Below are 14,938 nucleotides of genomic sequence, written 5' to 3'. Positions count from 1 at the left end.
TTAGTTATGTATGCGTTAGGGATTGCAGTGGAAATCCTTTTTATAAGGCACGAATAAAAAGATTGCAACGTAAAGCCCGACCCTTGTGGTAACGCCCAAAATGATTTAACTAATCTAATTTATCTGTTAATTTTTTAAACGTTTTCTTAGCATCTTTACCTTCGTATAGTATATCGTAAACGGCATTTATTATAGGTAATCGTGTCTTCTTTTTATTCTTTTTATTAAGCTCAAAAGCACTTTTTGTAGCATAATACCCTTCGGCAACCATACTCATTTCCATTTGTGCAGATTTTACTGTATAACCTTTACCAATCATGTTTCCAAACATTCTGTTTCTAGAAAACACCGAGTAGCCAGTTACCAATAAATCGCCTAAATAAGCCGAGTTGTTTATATTGCGTTTCATTTTATGCATTTTCTTAATAAAGCGTTTCATTTCGCGTATGGCATTACTCATTAATACACTCTGGAAATTATCTCCATAACCCAATCCATGAGCAATACCCGCAGCTATTGCATAAATATTTTTAAGCATAACCGCATATTCTGTACCTATAATATCGTCGCTTATTTTTGTTTTAATATAGTCGCTGGAAAGTGCATTGGCTATAAGCTGAGCTTTTTCCGCATCTACACATGAGATAGTAAGATACGATAGTCTTTCTAATGCCACTTCTTCGGCATGACAAGGTCCAGCAATAACACCTATGTTCTCGAAAGGTACATTATAATTATCATGAAAGTGCTCGCCTAAGAGCAAACCTGTTTCTGGAATGATACCTTTTACGGCACTTACAACAATTTTATCGGTAAGTTCTAAATGCAGTTTTTGTAATTCGGAAGCAATAAAGGCAGACGGAATTACAAAAATTAAAACATCGGCATAAGCAACCATCTCATTAATATCATTACTTAACTTAAGTTGCTTTAAATTAAATTCTACAGCGCTTAAATAAGTTGGGTTGTGCTGTTCTTTTAACAAATGTTCTTTAGTATAGACACTTCTCATGTACCATCCTACTTCCTGCTTATTTTCACATAACATTTTTACAATGGCAGTTGCCCAACTTCCAGATCCAAAAACAGCGAACTTTAATTCTTTACTCATACTTAATAAGATTATAAAACAAAATTACACAATTATTAATGGTTTGTACAACCTTGCAAATCAAGATATTAGGTATTTTGGCACAGCTTTTGAAATCAGTTTAATATCAATCTTTAAAACGAAACGATTATGAAGACATTAAAATTACTTTCGGTATTTGCCCTTATGGCAACCTTATTTACCTCTTGCTATACAGAAGTTATAGTAGAAGACGATTATGTAAATAACCCTACGCCTACAATTTCTTTAAATCAATTATTAAATTCCTACGAATTATGGTATGTAGATATTAACGAAACTGTTGGTTATGGCGAATCACCATTTTTACAAATTGCATTTACAGTGTCGTTTAGAAATGGAACTTTATATGCCAACAATAATTTGGTTGGAATTGGAAGTCAAGGCGGTGGCTTTGGAATACCAATAGGTGCTTATTCTACAAACCATATGATTTTAGATATCAATCACGATATTGATGGTTTTGATAGTTTTGATGTGTACCAGATAGACAACAATACCATTGAGTTATATAATCCATTTAACGATACATCTTATTTTTTAAATGGTTACCAGCGCGCTAACTTTGATTATGATTATGTGTTTTATGATAACATTCATTATTTCATGCAGGAATATGAGGCATGGGAAAAAACTTATACAAGTACATTTGGTACTTTAAATGAATTTGACAACGAAAACTTTTTACAGTTTTTAGCTGGCGGAAACGACAGTACGTTTAGAAGTTCTCAAGATCCTTATGGTACACATCCAGATAATTTATATTGGGATTATACAGGAAATTATGGTGTTGGTGATGTTAGCGGAAACATGTATTTAAAAACATTGGTTCTGGATTATGATTATTTTGATAATGAATTTTTTGAATTAAGCGTTATAAATGACCAAAGAATAGAGTTGTTTCACGCAGATTCAGGAACCGTTTACGAATTTACTGGAAGAGGTTACATAGAATATTTAAAAGAAGGAACCTCTATAGATAAATCTAAATCTTCGGCACAGAAAAAACGTAAGCAACGTAGTACCAAAAAAGAAAATACAAGAGAAAATACACGTGAGCGAGCATAAAGTTTCTCTCATAAAATAAAAAACTGCTTTAAGAATGTTCCTTAAAGCAGTTTCTTTTTGTATTATATCGAGTTTTAAGATAATAATAAGAAAGATTAGTTGCTATTTATTTAGATTTTGTCCAACTTTACAAGACATATTATTAACCATTAAAAACAAGATACATTATGGGATTATTTTCATTTATTAAAAATGCAGGTGCTAAAATTTTTGGCATAGGAAAAACAGATAAAGAAGAAGCTGCAGAAGCTGCTGCTACAGAAGTAAGAGAAGAAGCTGCTGCTGCAAGAAAACTAGAAGAAACAATACGAGATTTAGATTTAAAAGTTGAAGGATTAAGTGTCCATATTGATGATGATGCCGCAACCATTTCTGGTAAGGCGCACGATCAAGCAACACGAGAAAAAGCAATTTTAGTGGTTGGAAACAGCAATGGTATTGCTACTGTGGATGACCAAATGACGGTTGAAAACAAAGAACCAGAAGCACAGTTCCATACGGTTGTTAGTGGCGATACTTTAGGCAAAATAGCTAAGAAATTTTATGGTAACGCCATGAAGTATCCTGTAATTTTTGAAGCTAACAAACCAATGCTAGAGCATCCAGATAAAATTTATCCAGGACAAGTGTTACGTATTCCTGCGTTAGACTAAGAAAATAAAGTTTATTGAATAAAAAAGCCAACTCAATTGAGTTGGCTTTTTTCGCTATTAATCAAAACTAACAAATAATACCTACAATCATTTGCTAGAGGGCACTTTAGGTAAATCTACTTTAGTTAAGTGATTTACAAAGTATATTGTAGAACCTATAAAAGGCATTAATAAAATAATAAAAGTCCAAATTCTCTTAGAATTATTGTTGTGCTCATTAATAAAAACAACCCACAGACTTAAGTATACATAGCCAACTAATGTGACTAAAATTAGTAATAATGATAAGGGATTCACTAATTGCATTTGTTTTTCTTTTCACCAAAATTATACTAAACAGAACATGCCCACAAAACTATTTTTATTGATTTTGTGCATTTCGTCGAAAAAGTGATGTTTTAATGATTTTGCTGTACGGTAAAAACCGTACTTTTTTGCGTTTGTAAGAAATTATAACAAAATTAGGGCTGTTTTAAACCTAAAATAAGGAACAATTAATATGAATTTTATCTATAAAAATTCATCTCATCTAAATAATTCCAGACATGTTCTGGTAATAAAGGCTTAACATTTTTGCCTTCTTTAATTCCATTTCTAATTAATGTTGAGGAAATTTCAATTATAGGCGCCTCTACTCTATGTATTTTTTTATGCTCAGTAAATTGCGATGCTACTTGACCTTCAGAAATTCTTGGGTAAACATATATATTATGGTTTTCTAAAATGAGCTCATAATTCTTCCACTTGTGAAAACTTTTTAAATTATCTTCTCCCATAATAAGAGAGAACTGGTATGCTGGATATTTTTCTTGTAAATAGGTAAGTGTATTAATAGTATAGTTTGGTTGTGGTAAATTAAACTCTATATTACTTTCTTTTAATTTAGAGTAATCTTTAGTAGCCAAGTGCACCATTTCTAAGCGCTGATAATTATCAAGAAGGGAACTCTTTTTCTTAAAAGGATTGTGTGGTGTAACTACAAACCAAACTTGGTCCAAGTCGCTGTTTTCTACTAATTGATTGGCAATAATTAAATGCCCAACATGTATAGGGTTAAAAGAACCAAAATAGAGACCAATATTCATAATTATATTATATCACTTCTAAAATGCTTAATATCGTGCTTATTTTCAATAAAGTGTTTTATTCTTTAGTTTCGGTAATTAAAAAGTGCCCGACTACTCCTTCTGCTTCTTGCAGCGCCTTTTCTAAATTATCATTTTCTATAACAATATCAAAAAGTGGTGCGGTTGCTAACTCTGCACTGGCTTTTGCCACACGCATATTTATTTTGTCGTCACTTTCGGTTTTTCTGTTTTTTAATCTAATTTTAAGCTCATCTATACTTGGCGGCTTTACAAAAACAGCTAATGTTTGATCTGGAAATTTTCGTTTAATACGCAATCCGCCAGACACATCAATATCGAAAATAACGTTTTTACCCAAAGCCCAAAGTCGCTCGACTTCACTTTTTAAAGTGCCATAAAAATTATCTCTGTATACTTCTTCCCACTCTAAAAAATCGTCGTCTTTAATGTGTTGTTTAAATTCGCTTGCAGACATAAAGTAGTAATCTTCTGCATGCATTTCAGTGCCTCGTTTTTCGCGAGAAGTTGCCGAAATCGAGAATGCTAAGTTTAATGCTTCCTGCTTTAATAAATGCCTTACAATAGTTGTTTTACCAGAACCAGATGGTGCCGAGAATACTATTAGTTTACCTTGTTTGTTGGTTTGATTAATCAATGATTGTAATTTAAAACGCTTTGAAATTATAAGCGTGCCTATTTTTAATTTATTTTATTCTTTTAAAGTACGTTTAATAATTGCTCTTTTATTTTTTCTAATTCATCTTTCATTTGTACTACCAGCTGCTGCATTGGGGCGTAATTACTTTTAGAACCAATGGTGTTTATTTCTCGTCCCATTTCTTGGCCTATAAAGCCCAATTTTTTTCCGTTGGAATCTTTAGAGTTTAATGTTTCGATAAAATAGTCCAAGTGGTTTTTTAAGCGGACTTTCTCCTCTGTAATATCAAATTTTTCAATGTAATAAACCAATTCCTGCTCAAAACGATTTTCGTCGTGTTTTTCTCGAAGTTCCTCTACACCTTTCTTTAATCGTTCGCGAACGGCATCTACACGTTCGGGATCTATTGCAATAACTTGTTCTAATAACGTTTCAATAGTGGCAACCCGGTTTTTAAAATCTTCTTCTAATACCTTTCCTTCATTTAAACGGTAATCGTTAATAGCTGCAATTGCCTTTTTAATTTCTGCTTCTATCTGCTTCCACTCTGTTTCATCTATTTCTTCGCGCTCAGTATTTAATGCATCTGGAAACCGTACTGCCATTTTTAGCAAATCGATCTCATTACCATCAACAACATTTTTTAGTTGCTGAATGTATTGCTTAACCACAGGTGTATTGATTTTGGTGGAAGTATCTTCTGCTGTAGCTTCTACATAAATAGAAAAATCTATTTTTCCGCGATCTAATTGTTTTGCCATTAATTTTCTAAGATAGAGCTCTTTCTCTCTATAAATTGAAGGCATTCTTGCATTTAAATCTAGGTTTTTGCTATTAAGCGATTTCAGCTCTATTGTTATTTTCTTAGTTGGCAGTTGTAATACAGATTTACCGTAACCTGTCATAGAATGTATCATAAACTAATGTGTAAAGTTGAGCAAAGGTAATGAAAACAGAATCCTTAAAAAATAGTATTTTTGCATTTCAAAATATACAAAAATGTACAAAAAACAATTCGAAATACGTTGGAGTGATGTTGATGCTAATAGACATTTAGCCAATTCTGCCTACACTAATTTTATGAGTCATACCAGAATGGCCTTTTTAATAGAACATGGATTTACAATGAAAGAATTAGCATTGCATAATATTGGGCCTGTTGTATTTTACGAGCACATGCACTATTTTAAAGAAGCTTTCATGGGCCAGCCTATTACAGTGTCTTTAGAGGTTTCTGGTTTGAGTGAAGATGGTACGTTTTTTAAATTCGATCATAACTTTTACAATCATAAAGGAGAAAATATAGCTTTTTGCGAAATGCTTGGCGCCTGGATTGATCTAAAAGCCAGAAAAATGACAGGCTTACCAGATGTCCTCATGAATTTAGCAGAGAGTTTTCCAAAATCGAGCAATTATAAACTACTTACCAAAGAAGACACAAGAGCTAACGGTCGCACGCCTAAAAACTTAGACAGTTAAATTATTTTGGTTTTTTAGTTACCAGATAGACACCAGTAAATATTAAAGCAGAAGCCACTAATTTAACTGTAGTTATACTATCGCTACCCATAATTATAGCAAAAATACCTGCAATTACAGGTTGTATATATATAAATGTAGTAACTGTTGAGGCCCTTAAATGCTTAAGAGCTAATGGATTTAACAAATAGGTGCCAAAAGTAGCGCCAACAACAACAAATAACACCGAAAAGGTAATGTATGGAGTAAATGCCGAAAACTGAGTTGTCATTAAATCGTTATACCCAAAAGGTATTACCATAATTAAACCAAACAAAAACAACCAGCGTATAAAAGTAAACGGATGGTATTTATAAGTTAATTTCTTAACTATTATAATATAAATACTGTAAGAAACTGCATTTATAAAAACAAATAAATTACCAAGTAGCACGTTGTCGCCTTCTAAGTTCGATTTTCCATAAAGACTTAAAACCAAAGCACCAGAAAATCCTAAAATAACACCCAACACTTTTAAATTGGTAATACGTTCTTTTAGATAAATTGCAGATAATACCAATACAATAATTGGTGTGGTTATCATTATTACAGAGGCATGAATGGGTGTTGTATATTCTAAACCTTTAAAAAAGGTGAGCATGTTTGTAGCGACACCAAAAACGGCCGCCAAGAAAAAAGTAAAATAATCTTTACCATTAATTTTTTCCTTGGGTCCCATAAAACTAAAAACCCAAAACAAAAGAGTTGCGCCTGCAATACGGAGTAAAATAAAACCAAAAGGTTTCATATAACCACCTGCCATAACATCCTTTGCAAAAGTAAAATTTAAGCCATATAATAGCTGAACCATAAAGGCAGCTATAAGTGCCCAATATCTAATTTTCATTTAACGCATGTTTTACGGCTTCGACGTTGGCTTTAGAATTACCAATAAAAATGGCATTATTCAAAATAAAAACAGGTCGGCTTAAAAAAGTATAATGCTCTAAGATTAGATTTTTGTAATCGTCTTCGGTTAGGTTTTTGTTTTTTAAATCGCGTTGCTTGTAAAGCGTCGCTCTTTTGCTGAAAAGCGCCTCGTAACTACCTGCTAATCGTTTCATTTCATCAATTTGAGATGCTGTTATTGCCTCAGTTTTTATGTTTTGAAGCACAACATTCTCAGGTAGATTCAGTTCCTTTAAAATACGAATACAGGTACTACAAGATTTTAAATAATATACTTTATTGGCCATTGAATAATTTAAACGCGTTTCATATATGTCTATAGATATTAGAATTATATGAAACCTAATTTTAGGTTACAAAGTAAATTTATTTGAGATAGATTCTGCTTATATTTATAAAAAAAATTAAATTATGAATTTCACTTTCGACGTTTTTGCCAAGACAAGAGGTTTTTTTAAAGCCTATTTAGAAGAGCTGTCTTTAGCACAGCTAAATGCAATACCTAAAGGTTTCAACAATAATATTATATGGAATATTGGCCATAGTATAGTAACAGAACAAATATTAGTTTACAAACTTTCTGGTTTAAAGCCAAATGTAAGTGATGATTTAATTGCTAAATATAAAAAAGGAACAAAGCCAGATGGCAAAGCCACACAAAAAGATGTAGATGAATTAAAAATTTTAGCATTTACTACTATAGAACATACCAAGGCAGATTTTGGTTCTAAGGTATTTAATACGTTTCATGAATATACGCTATCCACAACAGGAAATACATTAACCAACGTTAACCAAGCCATACAGTTTGCCCTTATTCACGAAGGCATGCATGCTGGTTATATATTAGCGCTACTAAGAGCTTTAAAAGTTTAAATAATTATTTGCAGCAGTATAAGGTATTGTAAACTCTATAATATTATTTAATGCAGAATTAAAAGTGTCGTAAAAAACAATTACACCATCTTCGCTAAAGCCAAGATGCTCAGGTAGCTTAAACGTATTAGTTTCAAAAGCTTTAATACGGTTATCTTCTGCAGATAATAATTCTTTATCGAAATATTTTTTAGCAAGCGTTGTAAATGCAGGTATATCGTTTATTAAGTCGTTAGTTTGTAATTCGCGACCTGTTTTAGTATCGAAATTATAAAATCTGAAAATTAAATTACTGTGTGCTCCTCCAGTATTAATGCTGGAACTCATAGCAACACATGCAAGCGATTGGTTTTTGTAAATTATTTCACCATCTATAACAACCTCCCAAGGTGGTAGCTCTGTGTAAAGGGTTTTTCCGATTTGTGTTTTAAAATCATTATACGATGTTTTAAAATCGGCAATACTCTCTTCAGTACTCGACTTAGGCTCTTTATAACCTTCAATATTTAAGGCTGTATTTACAAAATGATTCAACGTAGTATTAATTTGCTTTGCAGCTTCGCTTGAGCCTTTAGCTTTTGGGATGTTTATTTCTATTATTGTTTCTCCCTCATCTACAATGTTTGTTTCTGCAAAATCGAGAATAACCTCATCTTTACAAGAAAAAAAGCAGCCTAAAAATAAAGTTAGGCAACATAATGTAATGAATTTTAAAATCGCACTGTTAAACATGGGCTAAAGGTTTTAATTCAATTTGAATACAACGAATTAAAGGCTATTTTTGTTGTAATCAAAAAAAACTGAAAAGTTATTTTTAGTTAATAATTGATATAACCTCTATGAAATTTAACACCAAAACCATCCACGGCAAACAGCATCCCGACCCAGCTTATGGCGCTGTAATGCCTCCAATTTATCAAACCTCAACCTATGCACAGTCCACTCCTGGAGGACATAAAGGTTTCGAATATTCAAGAACACATAACCCAACACGACAAGCCTTAGAAAACGCATTTGCGAGTATAGAAAACGGAGAGTTTGGGTTAGCCTTTGGCTCTGGTTTGGCAGCAATAGATGCTGTTTTAAAGCTTTTAAAACCTGGTGATGAAGTGATTTCCACTAACGACTTATATGGAGGAACCTACCGTTTATTTACCTCCATTTTTGAAAAATTTGGCATCAAGTTTCATTTTGTTGGCATGCAAAACGCTTCAAAAATTGAAAATTATATAAATAAAAATACGAAACTAATTTGGGTGGAAACACCAACTAATCCCATGCTAAATATTATCGATATTAAAGCAACTGCAGCTATTGCCAAAAGGTATAGTATTTTACTTGCTGTCGATAATACCTTTGCAACACCTTATTTACAACAACCGTTAGATTTAGGAGCAGATATTGTTATGCATTCGGCTACAAAATACATTGGTGGTCATAGTGATTTGGTTATGGGCGCACTTATTGTAAAAGACAAGGAGCTGGCAGATAAACTATATTTTATTCAAAATGCAAGTGGAGCAGTTTGTGGACCACAAGATGCGTTTTTGGCACTTCGTGGCATTAAAACATTACATGTTAGAATGCAACGCCATTGCGAAAATGGTAAAGCAATTGCGCATTATCTGGCATCCCACTCTAAAGTGGAGCGTGTGTATTGGCCTGGCTTTGAAAACCACCCAAGCCACACTATTGCTAAATCTCAAATGAAAGATTTTGGTGGCATGGTTTCGTTTACCACTAAAGGTAACAATTACGAAGAAGCTATTAAATTAGTTGAAAATTTCAAGTTATTTACATTAGCCGAATCTCTTGGTGGTGTAGAGTCTTTGGCTGGACATCCTGCGAGTATGACGCATGCCAGTATACCAAAGAAGGAACGTGAAAAGACTGGTGTTGTAGACTCTTTAATTAGGTTAAGTGTTGGTATTGAAGATGAAGAAGATTTGATTAACGATTTAAAGCAAGCTTTAGGATAGGCTATATTTATTTAAGAAACAAAAAAGCTCAAGTTTAAAACTTGAGCTTTTTTGTTATGTTTTATGATGCGATTAATCTAAATAATAGATATAGCCAAAATTTAACCAAACCAACCAATCGTTATATTTGTTATATTCTAAATCATGATTTAAACCATCTACCCAATCACTAAAGTAATATTGCCCTCGTAAATCTAACATTAAATCTGCAAGTGGCGATATTTTATAACGTACTCCAATACTTGAAACCACAGACCAGGTTCCTCCACCACTAACATCTATAGGTTGTGCATTTACAGGATCTGGAACATTAGTATACCAAGGCTGATAAAAATTATTGGAATTTCTAATATCTCCACTACCAAACGATGTACTTACTTTAGGATTAAAGGATACGTAATGTGCACCAAGACTAACAAAGGGTGCTAACTTGTATGCAAAAGCCTGAAACGACCGAATGCTTAAAGGAAAGTATTCTATTTGCATGCCAATATCTATATTATTAGCCTCTCCCTTATGACCTCTTAATCTTTGCGATTCAATACTTGTTCTTGAAGGATCGACAAATTCTCCAAAATGTTCAAGCTCAGTTTTATTGTATGATAGTTCGGTTCTTAATTTAAAGTGGTCATTAAAATAATTATCTGTTGTATAACAGTTACAATCTGCTCTGTAGGCAAAATTGATATAATGTACTAAACCAATACCAAAACCGGTATTTCCTGCATTGGTTTCAAATTCATTTCTTAAACCATAATCCGATTTAAAAGCCACAGGTCCCGTGATAACACCTATTTCATGAGAAAATCCTAACTGTGCAAAAGACGATTGGGCAGCGAATAATATAATAAGTAGCTTAGCTAATAGTTTGGCATTGCGCATATTTATGTTCAAATTTAGAGGCATTAAACGCAACAAATATATAAAATACCGATAAACCAACAAATTTTATAGACAAAATGCAATAAAATATTTTTTATACGGTAAAGATTATTAAAATATGCGTTTGCGAAATTCAAAAAAAACAATCGTTTTTTTTAAAGATAATGTATATTTGTACTTCGATTGAAGTCACTATTTTACAAAAACATAATTAACCAATTAGATGGAAAAGAAAATACAAGCCTTTTTAGATTCAGTTAAAGAAAAAAATAGTCATGAACCAGAATTTTTACAAGCAGTTCATGAGGTTGCAGAAACGGTAATACCATTTATTGAAGACAATCCTAAATATCAAAATAAAATGTTATTAGAGCGTATGGTGGAACCAGAGCGTACTATTATATTTAGAGTCCCTTGGATAGATGACAAAGGAGAAACACAGGTTAACAGAGCGTTTAGAGTGGAATTTAATTCTGCAATAGGCCCTTATAAAGGTGGTTTGCGTTTTCATCCTTCAGTAAATTTAAGTATTCTTAAATTTTTAGGTTTTGAGCAAATGTTTAAAAACTCATTAACCACGTTACCTATGGGTGGCGGTAAAGGAGGAAGTGATTTTAACCCTAAAGGAAAAAGCGATAACGAAGTTATGCGCTTTTGTCAATCTTTCATGTCTGAATTATTTCGCCATATTGGTGCCAATACAGATGTTCCTGCTGGAGATATAGGCGTTGGTGGTCGTGAAATTGGTTATATGTTTGGGCAATATAAAAGACTGCGTAACGAGTTTACTGGTGTTTTAACTGGAAAAGGTATAAGTTATGGAGGATCTTTAATTAGACCAGAAGCTACTGGATATGGTTGTGTTTATTTTGCAAAAAATATGTTGGCAACTAAAAACGATTCGTTTGAAGGAAAAACTGTTGTTATATCGGGCTCAGGAAACGTAGCACAGTATGCATGCGAAAAAGCGACACAATTAGGTGGCAAAGTGGTTACTATGTCGGACTCTTCGGGTTACATACATGATAAAGATGGTATTGATGCTGAGAAATTAGCTCATATCATGCAAATTAAAAATGTTAAACGCGGACGTATTAGTGAGTATATTGATAAATACACGACTGCAACATATCATGAAGGCGAAAGGCCTTGGAGTGTTAATTGTGATTTAGCGATGCCATGTGCTACTCAAAATGAATTAAATAAAGAGGAAGCTGAAGCGTTAGTTAAAAATAACGTTATTGCAGTTGCCGAAGGTGCTAATATGCCTACAACTCCTGAAGCCATTGAGGTTTTACAGAAGGCAAAAGTGCTATTCTCTCCTGGAAAAGCTTCAAATGCTGGTGGTGTAGCAACTTCAGGCTTAGAAATGAGCCAAAATTCTTTGCGCTATAATTGGACAAGAGAAGAGGTGGATGCTAAACTTCACCAGATTATGGACGATATACACGACTCTTGTGTTATTTATGGAAAACAAAAAGATGGAAGCATTGATTATGTTAAGGGAGCTAACGTAGCCGGTTTTGTTAAAATTGCAGATGCTATGCTTGCGCAAGGTGTTGTATAATATAAAATAAGCGTATAAAAAAAAGCTTCCTTTTTCAGGAAGCTTTTTTAGTTTTTATATATATCTGCTTTGCCAAACATGTCTATATTTCGCTCTATAACTTCGAATATGACAAGATCTGGATTAAAAGTGTCTATTTCATTTTTATCGACAATGTATTTTTTGTGGTAGATAATTTCAGCAAAACTCTCGTTAAAAAAAGGAATCCACGCATTACTGTAAGAATCCCGATACATAATAGCCTTGACATTTTGAGTGCCGTTTTTAAAATGTAATGACATTGGAGAGCTGGAAACTAATGCTACATTACTTAGTGTTTTCTTTTTTATACTTATACCTGGTTCTTTTACTATTACATTAATCATTTTAGTTAAGTCCCCTTTCTCAAAGTCGTAGTTAGTAAGTTCAAAATCACTTAATGGCACTTTTTTTAAGTTAAAACCGTCTTTATTAATTGCCTCTACAGTATGGCTATAGCCAAAATATGCTCCATAATAATTCCAGTGCGTATCTGTCTTCAAATATAGTGGGTATTCGTTTTTATTAGCTTTAAGTGTTGGTGTTAAATCTATAATTTCAATACCTGCATTTTGTTTAAGCAATGTTTTTAAAGCATCTAATTTGGTCGCGTTCTGTTTTAACTTATAAGGTAAATATTCTTGATAGACATTATTTTTATCTGGTGGTATTACTACATAAAAAGCAATGTTCTTGGCATTAAAATATTGCTTTAATCCTTTTAAGTAGGTTATGGTGTTTAATAATTCTTTTTCAGTAAAGGAATCATTACCAAAACTATTATTTAAAACGTTGTTATTATTATTTCCTAAAAAAAACCACTCCTCTTTCCCTTTTACTACACGGTTTGGAATTGGGTTTTCGTTTAGGATGTTCGCTTTTAAATTTATATAGTTATTTACCAGAGCAGTTTTTAACCCGAAATTTTCTAAATAATAATTTTTATACTCACCAATAGAAGCTATTGGTTTTTTAAAATTAAATTTTGGTACTGCTGTGTATTCTCTGTTTTCATTATTAGTTAAACCTTTTTCTAAATTAAGAATTTGAACAGCATTAGGCAGCACTATTGCTATTAAAAATAGTATAACAACAAACTTATATTTTATGTTTTTAGTTGTGCGCATTAAAATCTAAAATAAATAAACGGGTTATATGAGTCTGTTGCTATGTACATGTAACTAATAAACAGTAAAGAGAATAACGACACAATTTTTAAACTCTGTACCGTTTTAAATTTAATCGATTCTGGATTTATCTTTTCCATATATGCTTTAAAAGTTCTGTGCACTGGTGTAGAGAAAATAAGTGCAAATAAAAGTACTATTAGAGTTTCTTTTGATAGATAAAAATTTAAATATTCAAAATTAGTACTTGCCTTAAAATTAAACATCATTTTTATATAATTAATGGCCTCAGTTATGGTGTCGCTTCTAAAAATAGGCCAAGTCACATTTACTGTGAATAAAGCATAAAAAACAGAAATGGCATTTCCTCCTTTTTTAAGTAATTTATTTAAACCTAGTTTTTCTATAATTATAAAAAGCCCATGACTTATTCCCCAAATTACAAAAGTCCAACTTGCTCCATGCCATAGACCTGTTACAAAGAACACAATGAAAAGATTAATATATGTTCTCATATTTCCTTTTCGATTACCTCCTAAAGAAATATATAAATAATCTTTAAACCAACTCGATAACGTCATGTGCCATCTTCGCCAGAATTCTTGAATGGATTTAGAAATGTATGGATAATTGAAGTTTTCTGGAAAGTTAAAGCCAAACATTTTCCCAAGTCCTATTGCCATGTCTGAATAACCTGAAAAATCGAAATAAATTTGAAAACTATAAGCAATGACACCTAACCAAGCTATTAGCGCCGAGGATTCATTTGGTGGCAGATTAAAAATACCATCTACCAGAAAGGCACAATTATTTGCAATGATCATTTTTTTTGCCAAACCAATAATAAAACGTTCGACACCTTCGGCAAATAACGGATAGCTTGTTTTCCTGCTTTTTATCTCTTTTTCGATGTGAGAATATCTAACTATTGGACCTGCAATTAACTGAGGAAACAAAGTTACATAAGTAGCAAAGTCTATAAAATTTGTATTTGCCTTTACATGCCCTCTGTAAACATCTATGGTATAAGACATTGTTTGAAAAGTATAAAAGCTAATTCCTAAAGGTAATATTACATTTGCAAAGCTATTTGCATGATAAGACGCAATGTTAAAGTATTGAAGCGTTTCTACTAAATTAGAAAAAATAAAGTCGGAATATTTAAAGTAAAATAGAATAGACAGGTTAAATAAAATCGATAAAACCAAGCCTAACTTGCGTTTTCCATACATAATTATAAGTCCTGCTGAATAATCAATTAGAGCAGAGGCAATAATTAACAACACTAATTCTTTTTCGCCCCAAGTATAAAAACCAAGGCTTAGTACTAATAAAATTAGATTTTTAAATTTCTTAGGAGCTAAATAATAGACAAGTAGCGTAAATGGTAAAAAGAGAAATAAAAAAATAGGGCTACTAAAAAGCATAAACTTCTTTAAAATTAACAATCGCCAAAATACAATAAA

At 32.3% G+C, this 14,938-nt stretch carries 17 protein-coding genes; 6 read left to right on the top strand and 11 right to left on the bottom strand.

Translation table 11 applies throughout. The annotated features are described in order from the left end of the window. Window positions 1-109: 109 nt before the first annotated feature. A complete protein-coding gene (locus ACVC43_RS12455; RefSeq protein ID WP_452224860.1) occupies window positions 110-1,111 on the bottom strand; it encodes an NAD(P)H-dependent glycerol-3-phosphate dehydrogenase in 1,002 nt (333 codons plus the stop codon). Between the two features lie 129 nt (window positions 1,112-1,240). Between ACVC43_RS12455 and ACVC43_RS12450 the strand changes: the two genes are divergently transcribed. Both ACVC43_RS12450 and lysM read left to right on the top strand, forming a co-directional pair. Further along, window positions 1,241-2,197, top strand: coding sequence for a nicotinic acid mononucleotide adenyltransferase (locus tag ACVC43_RS12450; protein WP_452224859.1), 957 nt, complete (start codon window positions 1,241-1,243; stop codon window positions 2,195-2,197). 167 nt (window positions 2,198-2,364) lie between these two features. Then, window positions 2,365-2,850 (top strand): peptidoglycan-binding protein LysM, encoded by a 486-nt coding sequence (gene lysM, locus ACVC43_RS12445; RefSeq protein WP_452224858.1) that lies wholly within the window; start codon window positions 2,365-2,367, stop codon window positions 2,848-2,850. Between the two features lie 87 nt (window positions 2,851-2,937). Here the strand turns inward: lysM and ACVC43_RS12440 are convergent, their stop codons facing one another. The 4 genes from ACVC43_RS12440 to ACVC43_RS12425 all read right to left on the bottom strand — a co-directional run bounded on the left by ACVC43_RS12440 (window position 2,938) and on the right by ACVC43_RS12425 (window position 5,513). Further along, window positions 2,938-3,156 carry a PLDc N-terminal domain-containing protein gene (locus tag ACVC43_RS12440; RefSeq protein WP_452224857.1) on the bottom strand — a complete coding sequence of 73 codons (219 nt, stop codon included), beginning with the start codon at window positions 3,154-3,156 and terminating at the stop codon, window positions 2,938-2,940. 200 nt (window positions 3,157-3,356) lie between these two features. Continuing rightward, the gene (gene nadD, locus ACVC43_RS12435) at window positions 3,357-3,935 is read right to left on the bottom strand and encodes a nicotinate (nicotinamide) nucleotide adenylyltransferase (protein ID WP_452224856.1); all 579 of its coding nucleotides are present in this window, start codon (window positions 3,933-3,935) and stop codon (window positions 3,357-3,359) included. 58 nt (window positions 3,936-3,993) lie between these two features. Then, a complete protein-coding gene (gene gmk / locus ACVC43_RS12430) occupies window positions 3,994-4,593 on the bottom strand; it encodes a guanylate kinase (RefSeq protein ID WP_452224855.1) in 600 nt (199 codons plus the stop codon). Window positions 4,594-4,655: 62 nt separating this feature from the next. After that, window positions 4,656-5,513 carry a YicC/YloC family endoribonuclease gene (locus ACVC43_RS12425; protein ID WP_452224854.1) on the bottom strand — a complete coding sequence of 286 codons (858 nt, stop codon included), beginning with the start codon at window positions 5,511-5,513 and terminating at the stop codon, window positions 4,656-4,658. Between the two features lie 82 nt (window positions 5,514-5,595). Between ACVC43_RS12425 and ACVC43_RS12420 the strand changes: the two genes are divergently transcribed. Continuing rightward, window positions 5,596-6,075 carry an acyl-CoA thioesterase gene (locus ACVC43_RS12420; protein ID WP_452224853.1) on the top strand — a complete coding sequence of 160 codons (480 nt, stop codon included), beginning with the start codon at window positions 5,596-5,598 and terminating at the stop codon, window positions 6,073-6,075. A 1-nt stretch (window position 6,076) separates the two neighbouring features. Here the strand turns inward: ACVC43_RS12420 and ACVC43_RS12415 are convergent, their stop codons facing one another. Together ACVC43_RS12415 and ACVC43_RS12410 are read right to left on the bottom strand one after the other, a co-directional pair. Then, window positions 6,077-6,961, bottom strand: coding sequence for a DMT family transporter (locus ACVC43_RS12415; RefSeq protein WP_452224852.1), 885 nt, complete (start codon window positions 6,959-6,961; stop codon window positions 6,077-6,079). Next, on the bottom strand, window positions 6,951-7,310 hold the full coding sequence (locus ACVC43_RS12410; RefSeq protein WP_452224851.1) for an arsenate reductase family protein: 360 nt from the start codon (window positions 7,308-7,310) through the stop codon (window positions 6,951-6,953). Before ACVC43_RS12410 ends, ACVC43_RS12415 begins: the two co-directional genes overlap by 11 nt. A 124-nt stretch (window positions 7,311-7,434) precedes the next feature. Between ACVC43_RS12410 and ACVC43_RS12405 the strand changes: the two genes are divergently transcribed. After that, the gene (locus ACVC43_RS12405) at window positions 7,435-7,899 is read left to right on the top strand and encodes a DinB family protein (protein WP_452224850.1); all 465 of its coding nucleotides are present in this window, start codon (window positions 7,435-7,437) and stop codon (window positions 7,897-7,899) included. On the opposite strand, the gene ACVC43_RS12400 is transcribed toward ACVC43_RS12405, so the two are convergent. Beyond that, window positions 7,888-8,631, bottom strand: a complete 744-nt coding sequence (locus tag ACVC43_RS12400; RefSeq protein ID WP_452224849.1) for a PdaC/SigV domain-containing protein — start codon at window positions 8,629-8,631, stop codon at window positions 7,888-7,890. The genes ACVC43_RS12405 and ACVC43_RS12400 overlap by 12 nt on opposite strands. Before the next feature lie 107 nt (window positions 8,632-8,738). Here ACVC43_RS12400 and ACVC43_RS12395 point away from each other — a divergent pair, with 107 nt between their 5' ends. Beyond that, a complete protein-coding gene (locus ACVC43_RS12395; RefSeq protein ID WP_452224848.1) occupies window positions 8,739-9,878 on the top strand; it encodes a cystathionine gamma-synthase in 1,140 nt (379 codons plus the stop codon). A gap of 72 nt (window positions 9,879-9,950) precedes the next feature. Here ACVC43_RS12395 and ACVC43_RS12390 read toward each other — a convergent pair whose 3' ends face one another. After that, window positions 9,951-10,760 carry a THC0290_0291 family protein gene (locus ACVC43_RS12390; protein WP_452224847.1) on the bottom strand — a complete coding sequence of 270 codons (810 nt, stop codon included), beginning with the start codon at window positions 10,758-10,760 and terminating at the stop codon, window positions 9,951-9,953. Window positions 10,761-10,983: 223 nt separating this feature from the next. Here ACVC43_RS12390 and gdhA point away from each other — a divergent pair, with 223 nt between their 5' ends. Next, a complete protein-coding gene (gdhA, locus tag ACVC43_RS12385) occupies window positions 10,984-12,327 on the top strand; it encodes an NADP-specific glutamate dehydrogenase (protein WP_452224846.1) in 1,344 nt (447 codons plus the stop codon). Window positions 12,328-12,374: 47 nt separating this feature from the next. Here gdhA and ACVC43_RS12380 read toward each other — a convergent pair whose 3' ends face one another. Together ACVC43_RS12380 and ACVC43_RS12375 are read right to left on the bottom strand one after the other, a co-directional pair. Then, window positions 12,375-13,472 (bottom strand): alginate O-acetyltransferase AlgX-related protein, encoded by a 1,098-nt coding sequence (locus tag ACVC43_RS12380; protein ID WP_452224845.1) that lies wholly within the window; start codon window positions 13,470-13,472, stop codon window positions 12,375-12,377. Continuing rightward, complete coding sequence (locus ACVC43_RS12375; protein WP_452224844.1) at window positions 13,472-14,899, bottom strand: MBOAT family O-acyltransferase; 1,428 nt, start codon at window positions 14,897-14,899, stop codon at window positions 13,472-13,474. Before ACVC43_RS12375 ends, ACVC43_RS12380 begins: the two co-directional genes overlap by 1 nt. Window positions 14,900-14,938 lie beyond the last annotated feature (39 nt).

The organism is Lacinutrix chionoecetis (assembly GCF_053604665.1).
This window is presented reverse-complemented; position numbering and strand designations above follow the sequence as displayed.

Excerpts from the sequence above, each read along its gene's own strand:
- ACVC43_RS12415 (WP_452224852.1), bottom strand. The coding sequence starts at position 6,961 with ATGAAAATTAGATATTGGGCACTTATAGCTGCCTTTATGGTTCAGCTA.
- gdhA (WP_452224846.1), top strand. The coding sequence starts at position 10,984 with ATGGAAAAGAAAATACAAGCCTTTTTAGATTCAGTTAAAGAAAAAAAT.
- ACVC43_RS12420 (WP_452224853.1), top strand. The coding sequence starts at position 5,596 with ATGTACAAAAAACAATTCGAAATACGTTGGAGTGATGTTGATGCTAAT.
- ACVC43_RS12390 (WP_452224847.1), bottom strand. The coding sequence starts at position 10,760 with ATGCGCAATGCCAAACTATTAGCTAAGCTACTTATTATATTATTCGCT.
- ACVC43_RS12450 (WP_452224859.1), top strand. The coding sequence starts at position 1,241 with ATGAAGACATTAAAATTACTTTCGGTATTTGCCCTTATGGCAACCTTA.
- ACVC43_RS12440 (WP_452224857.1), bottom strand. The coding sequence starts at position 3,156 with ATGCAATTAGTGAATCCCTTATCATTATTACTAATTTTAGTCACATTA.
- ACVC43_RS12375 (WP_452224844.1), bottom strand. The coding sequence starts at position 14,899 with ATGCTTTTTAGTAGCCCTATTTTTTTATTTCTCTTTTTACCATTTACG.
- lysM (WP_452224858.1), top strand. The coding sequence starts at position 2,365 with ATGGGATTATTTTCATTTATTAAAAATGCAGGTGCTAAAATTTTTGGC.
- ACVC43_RS12455 (WP_452224860.1), bottom strand. The coding sequence starts at position 1,111 with ATGAGTAAAGAATTAAAGTTCGCTGTTTTTGGATCTGGAAGTTGGGCA.
- ACVC43_RS12395 (WP_452224848.1), top strand. The coding sequence starts at position 8,739 with ATGAAATTTAACACCAAAACCATCCACGGCAAACAGCATCCCGACCCA.
- ACVC43_RS12425 (WP_452224854.1), bottom strand. The coding sequence starts at position 5,513 with ATGATACATTCTATGACAGGTTACGGTAAATCTGTATTACAACTGCCA.
- ACVC43_RS12380 (WP_452224845.1), bottom strand. The coding sequence starts at position 13,472 with ATGCGCACAACTAAAAACATAAAATATAAGTTTGTTGTTATACTATTT.
- ACVC43_RS12410 (WP_452224851.1), bottom strand. The coding sequence starts at position 7,310 with ATGGCCAATAAAGTATATTATTTAAAATCTTGTAGTACCTGTATTCGT.
- nadD (WP_452224856.1), bottom strand. The coding sequence starts at position 3,935 with ATGAATATTGGTCTCTATTTTGGTTCTTTTAACCCTATACATGTTGGG.
- ACVC43_RS12405 (WP_452224850.1), top strand. The coding sequence starts at position 7,435 with ATGAATTTCACTTTCGACGTTTTTGCCAAGACAAGAGGTTTTTTTAAA.
- ACVC43_RS12400 (WP_452224849.1), bottom strand. The coding sequence starts at position 8,631 with ATGTTTAACAGTGCGATTTTAAAATTCATTACATTATGTTGCCTAACT.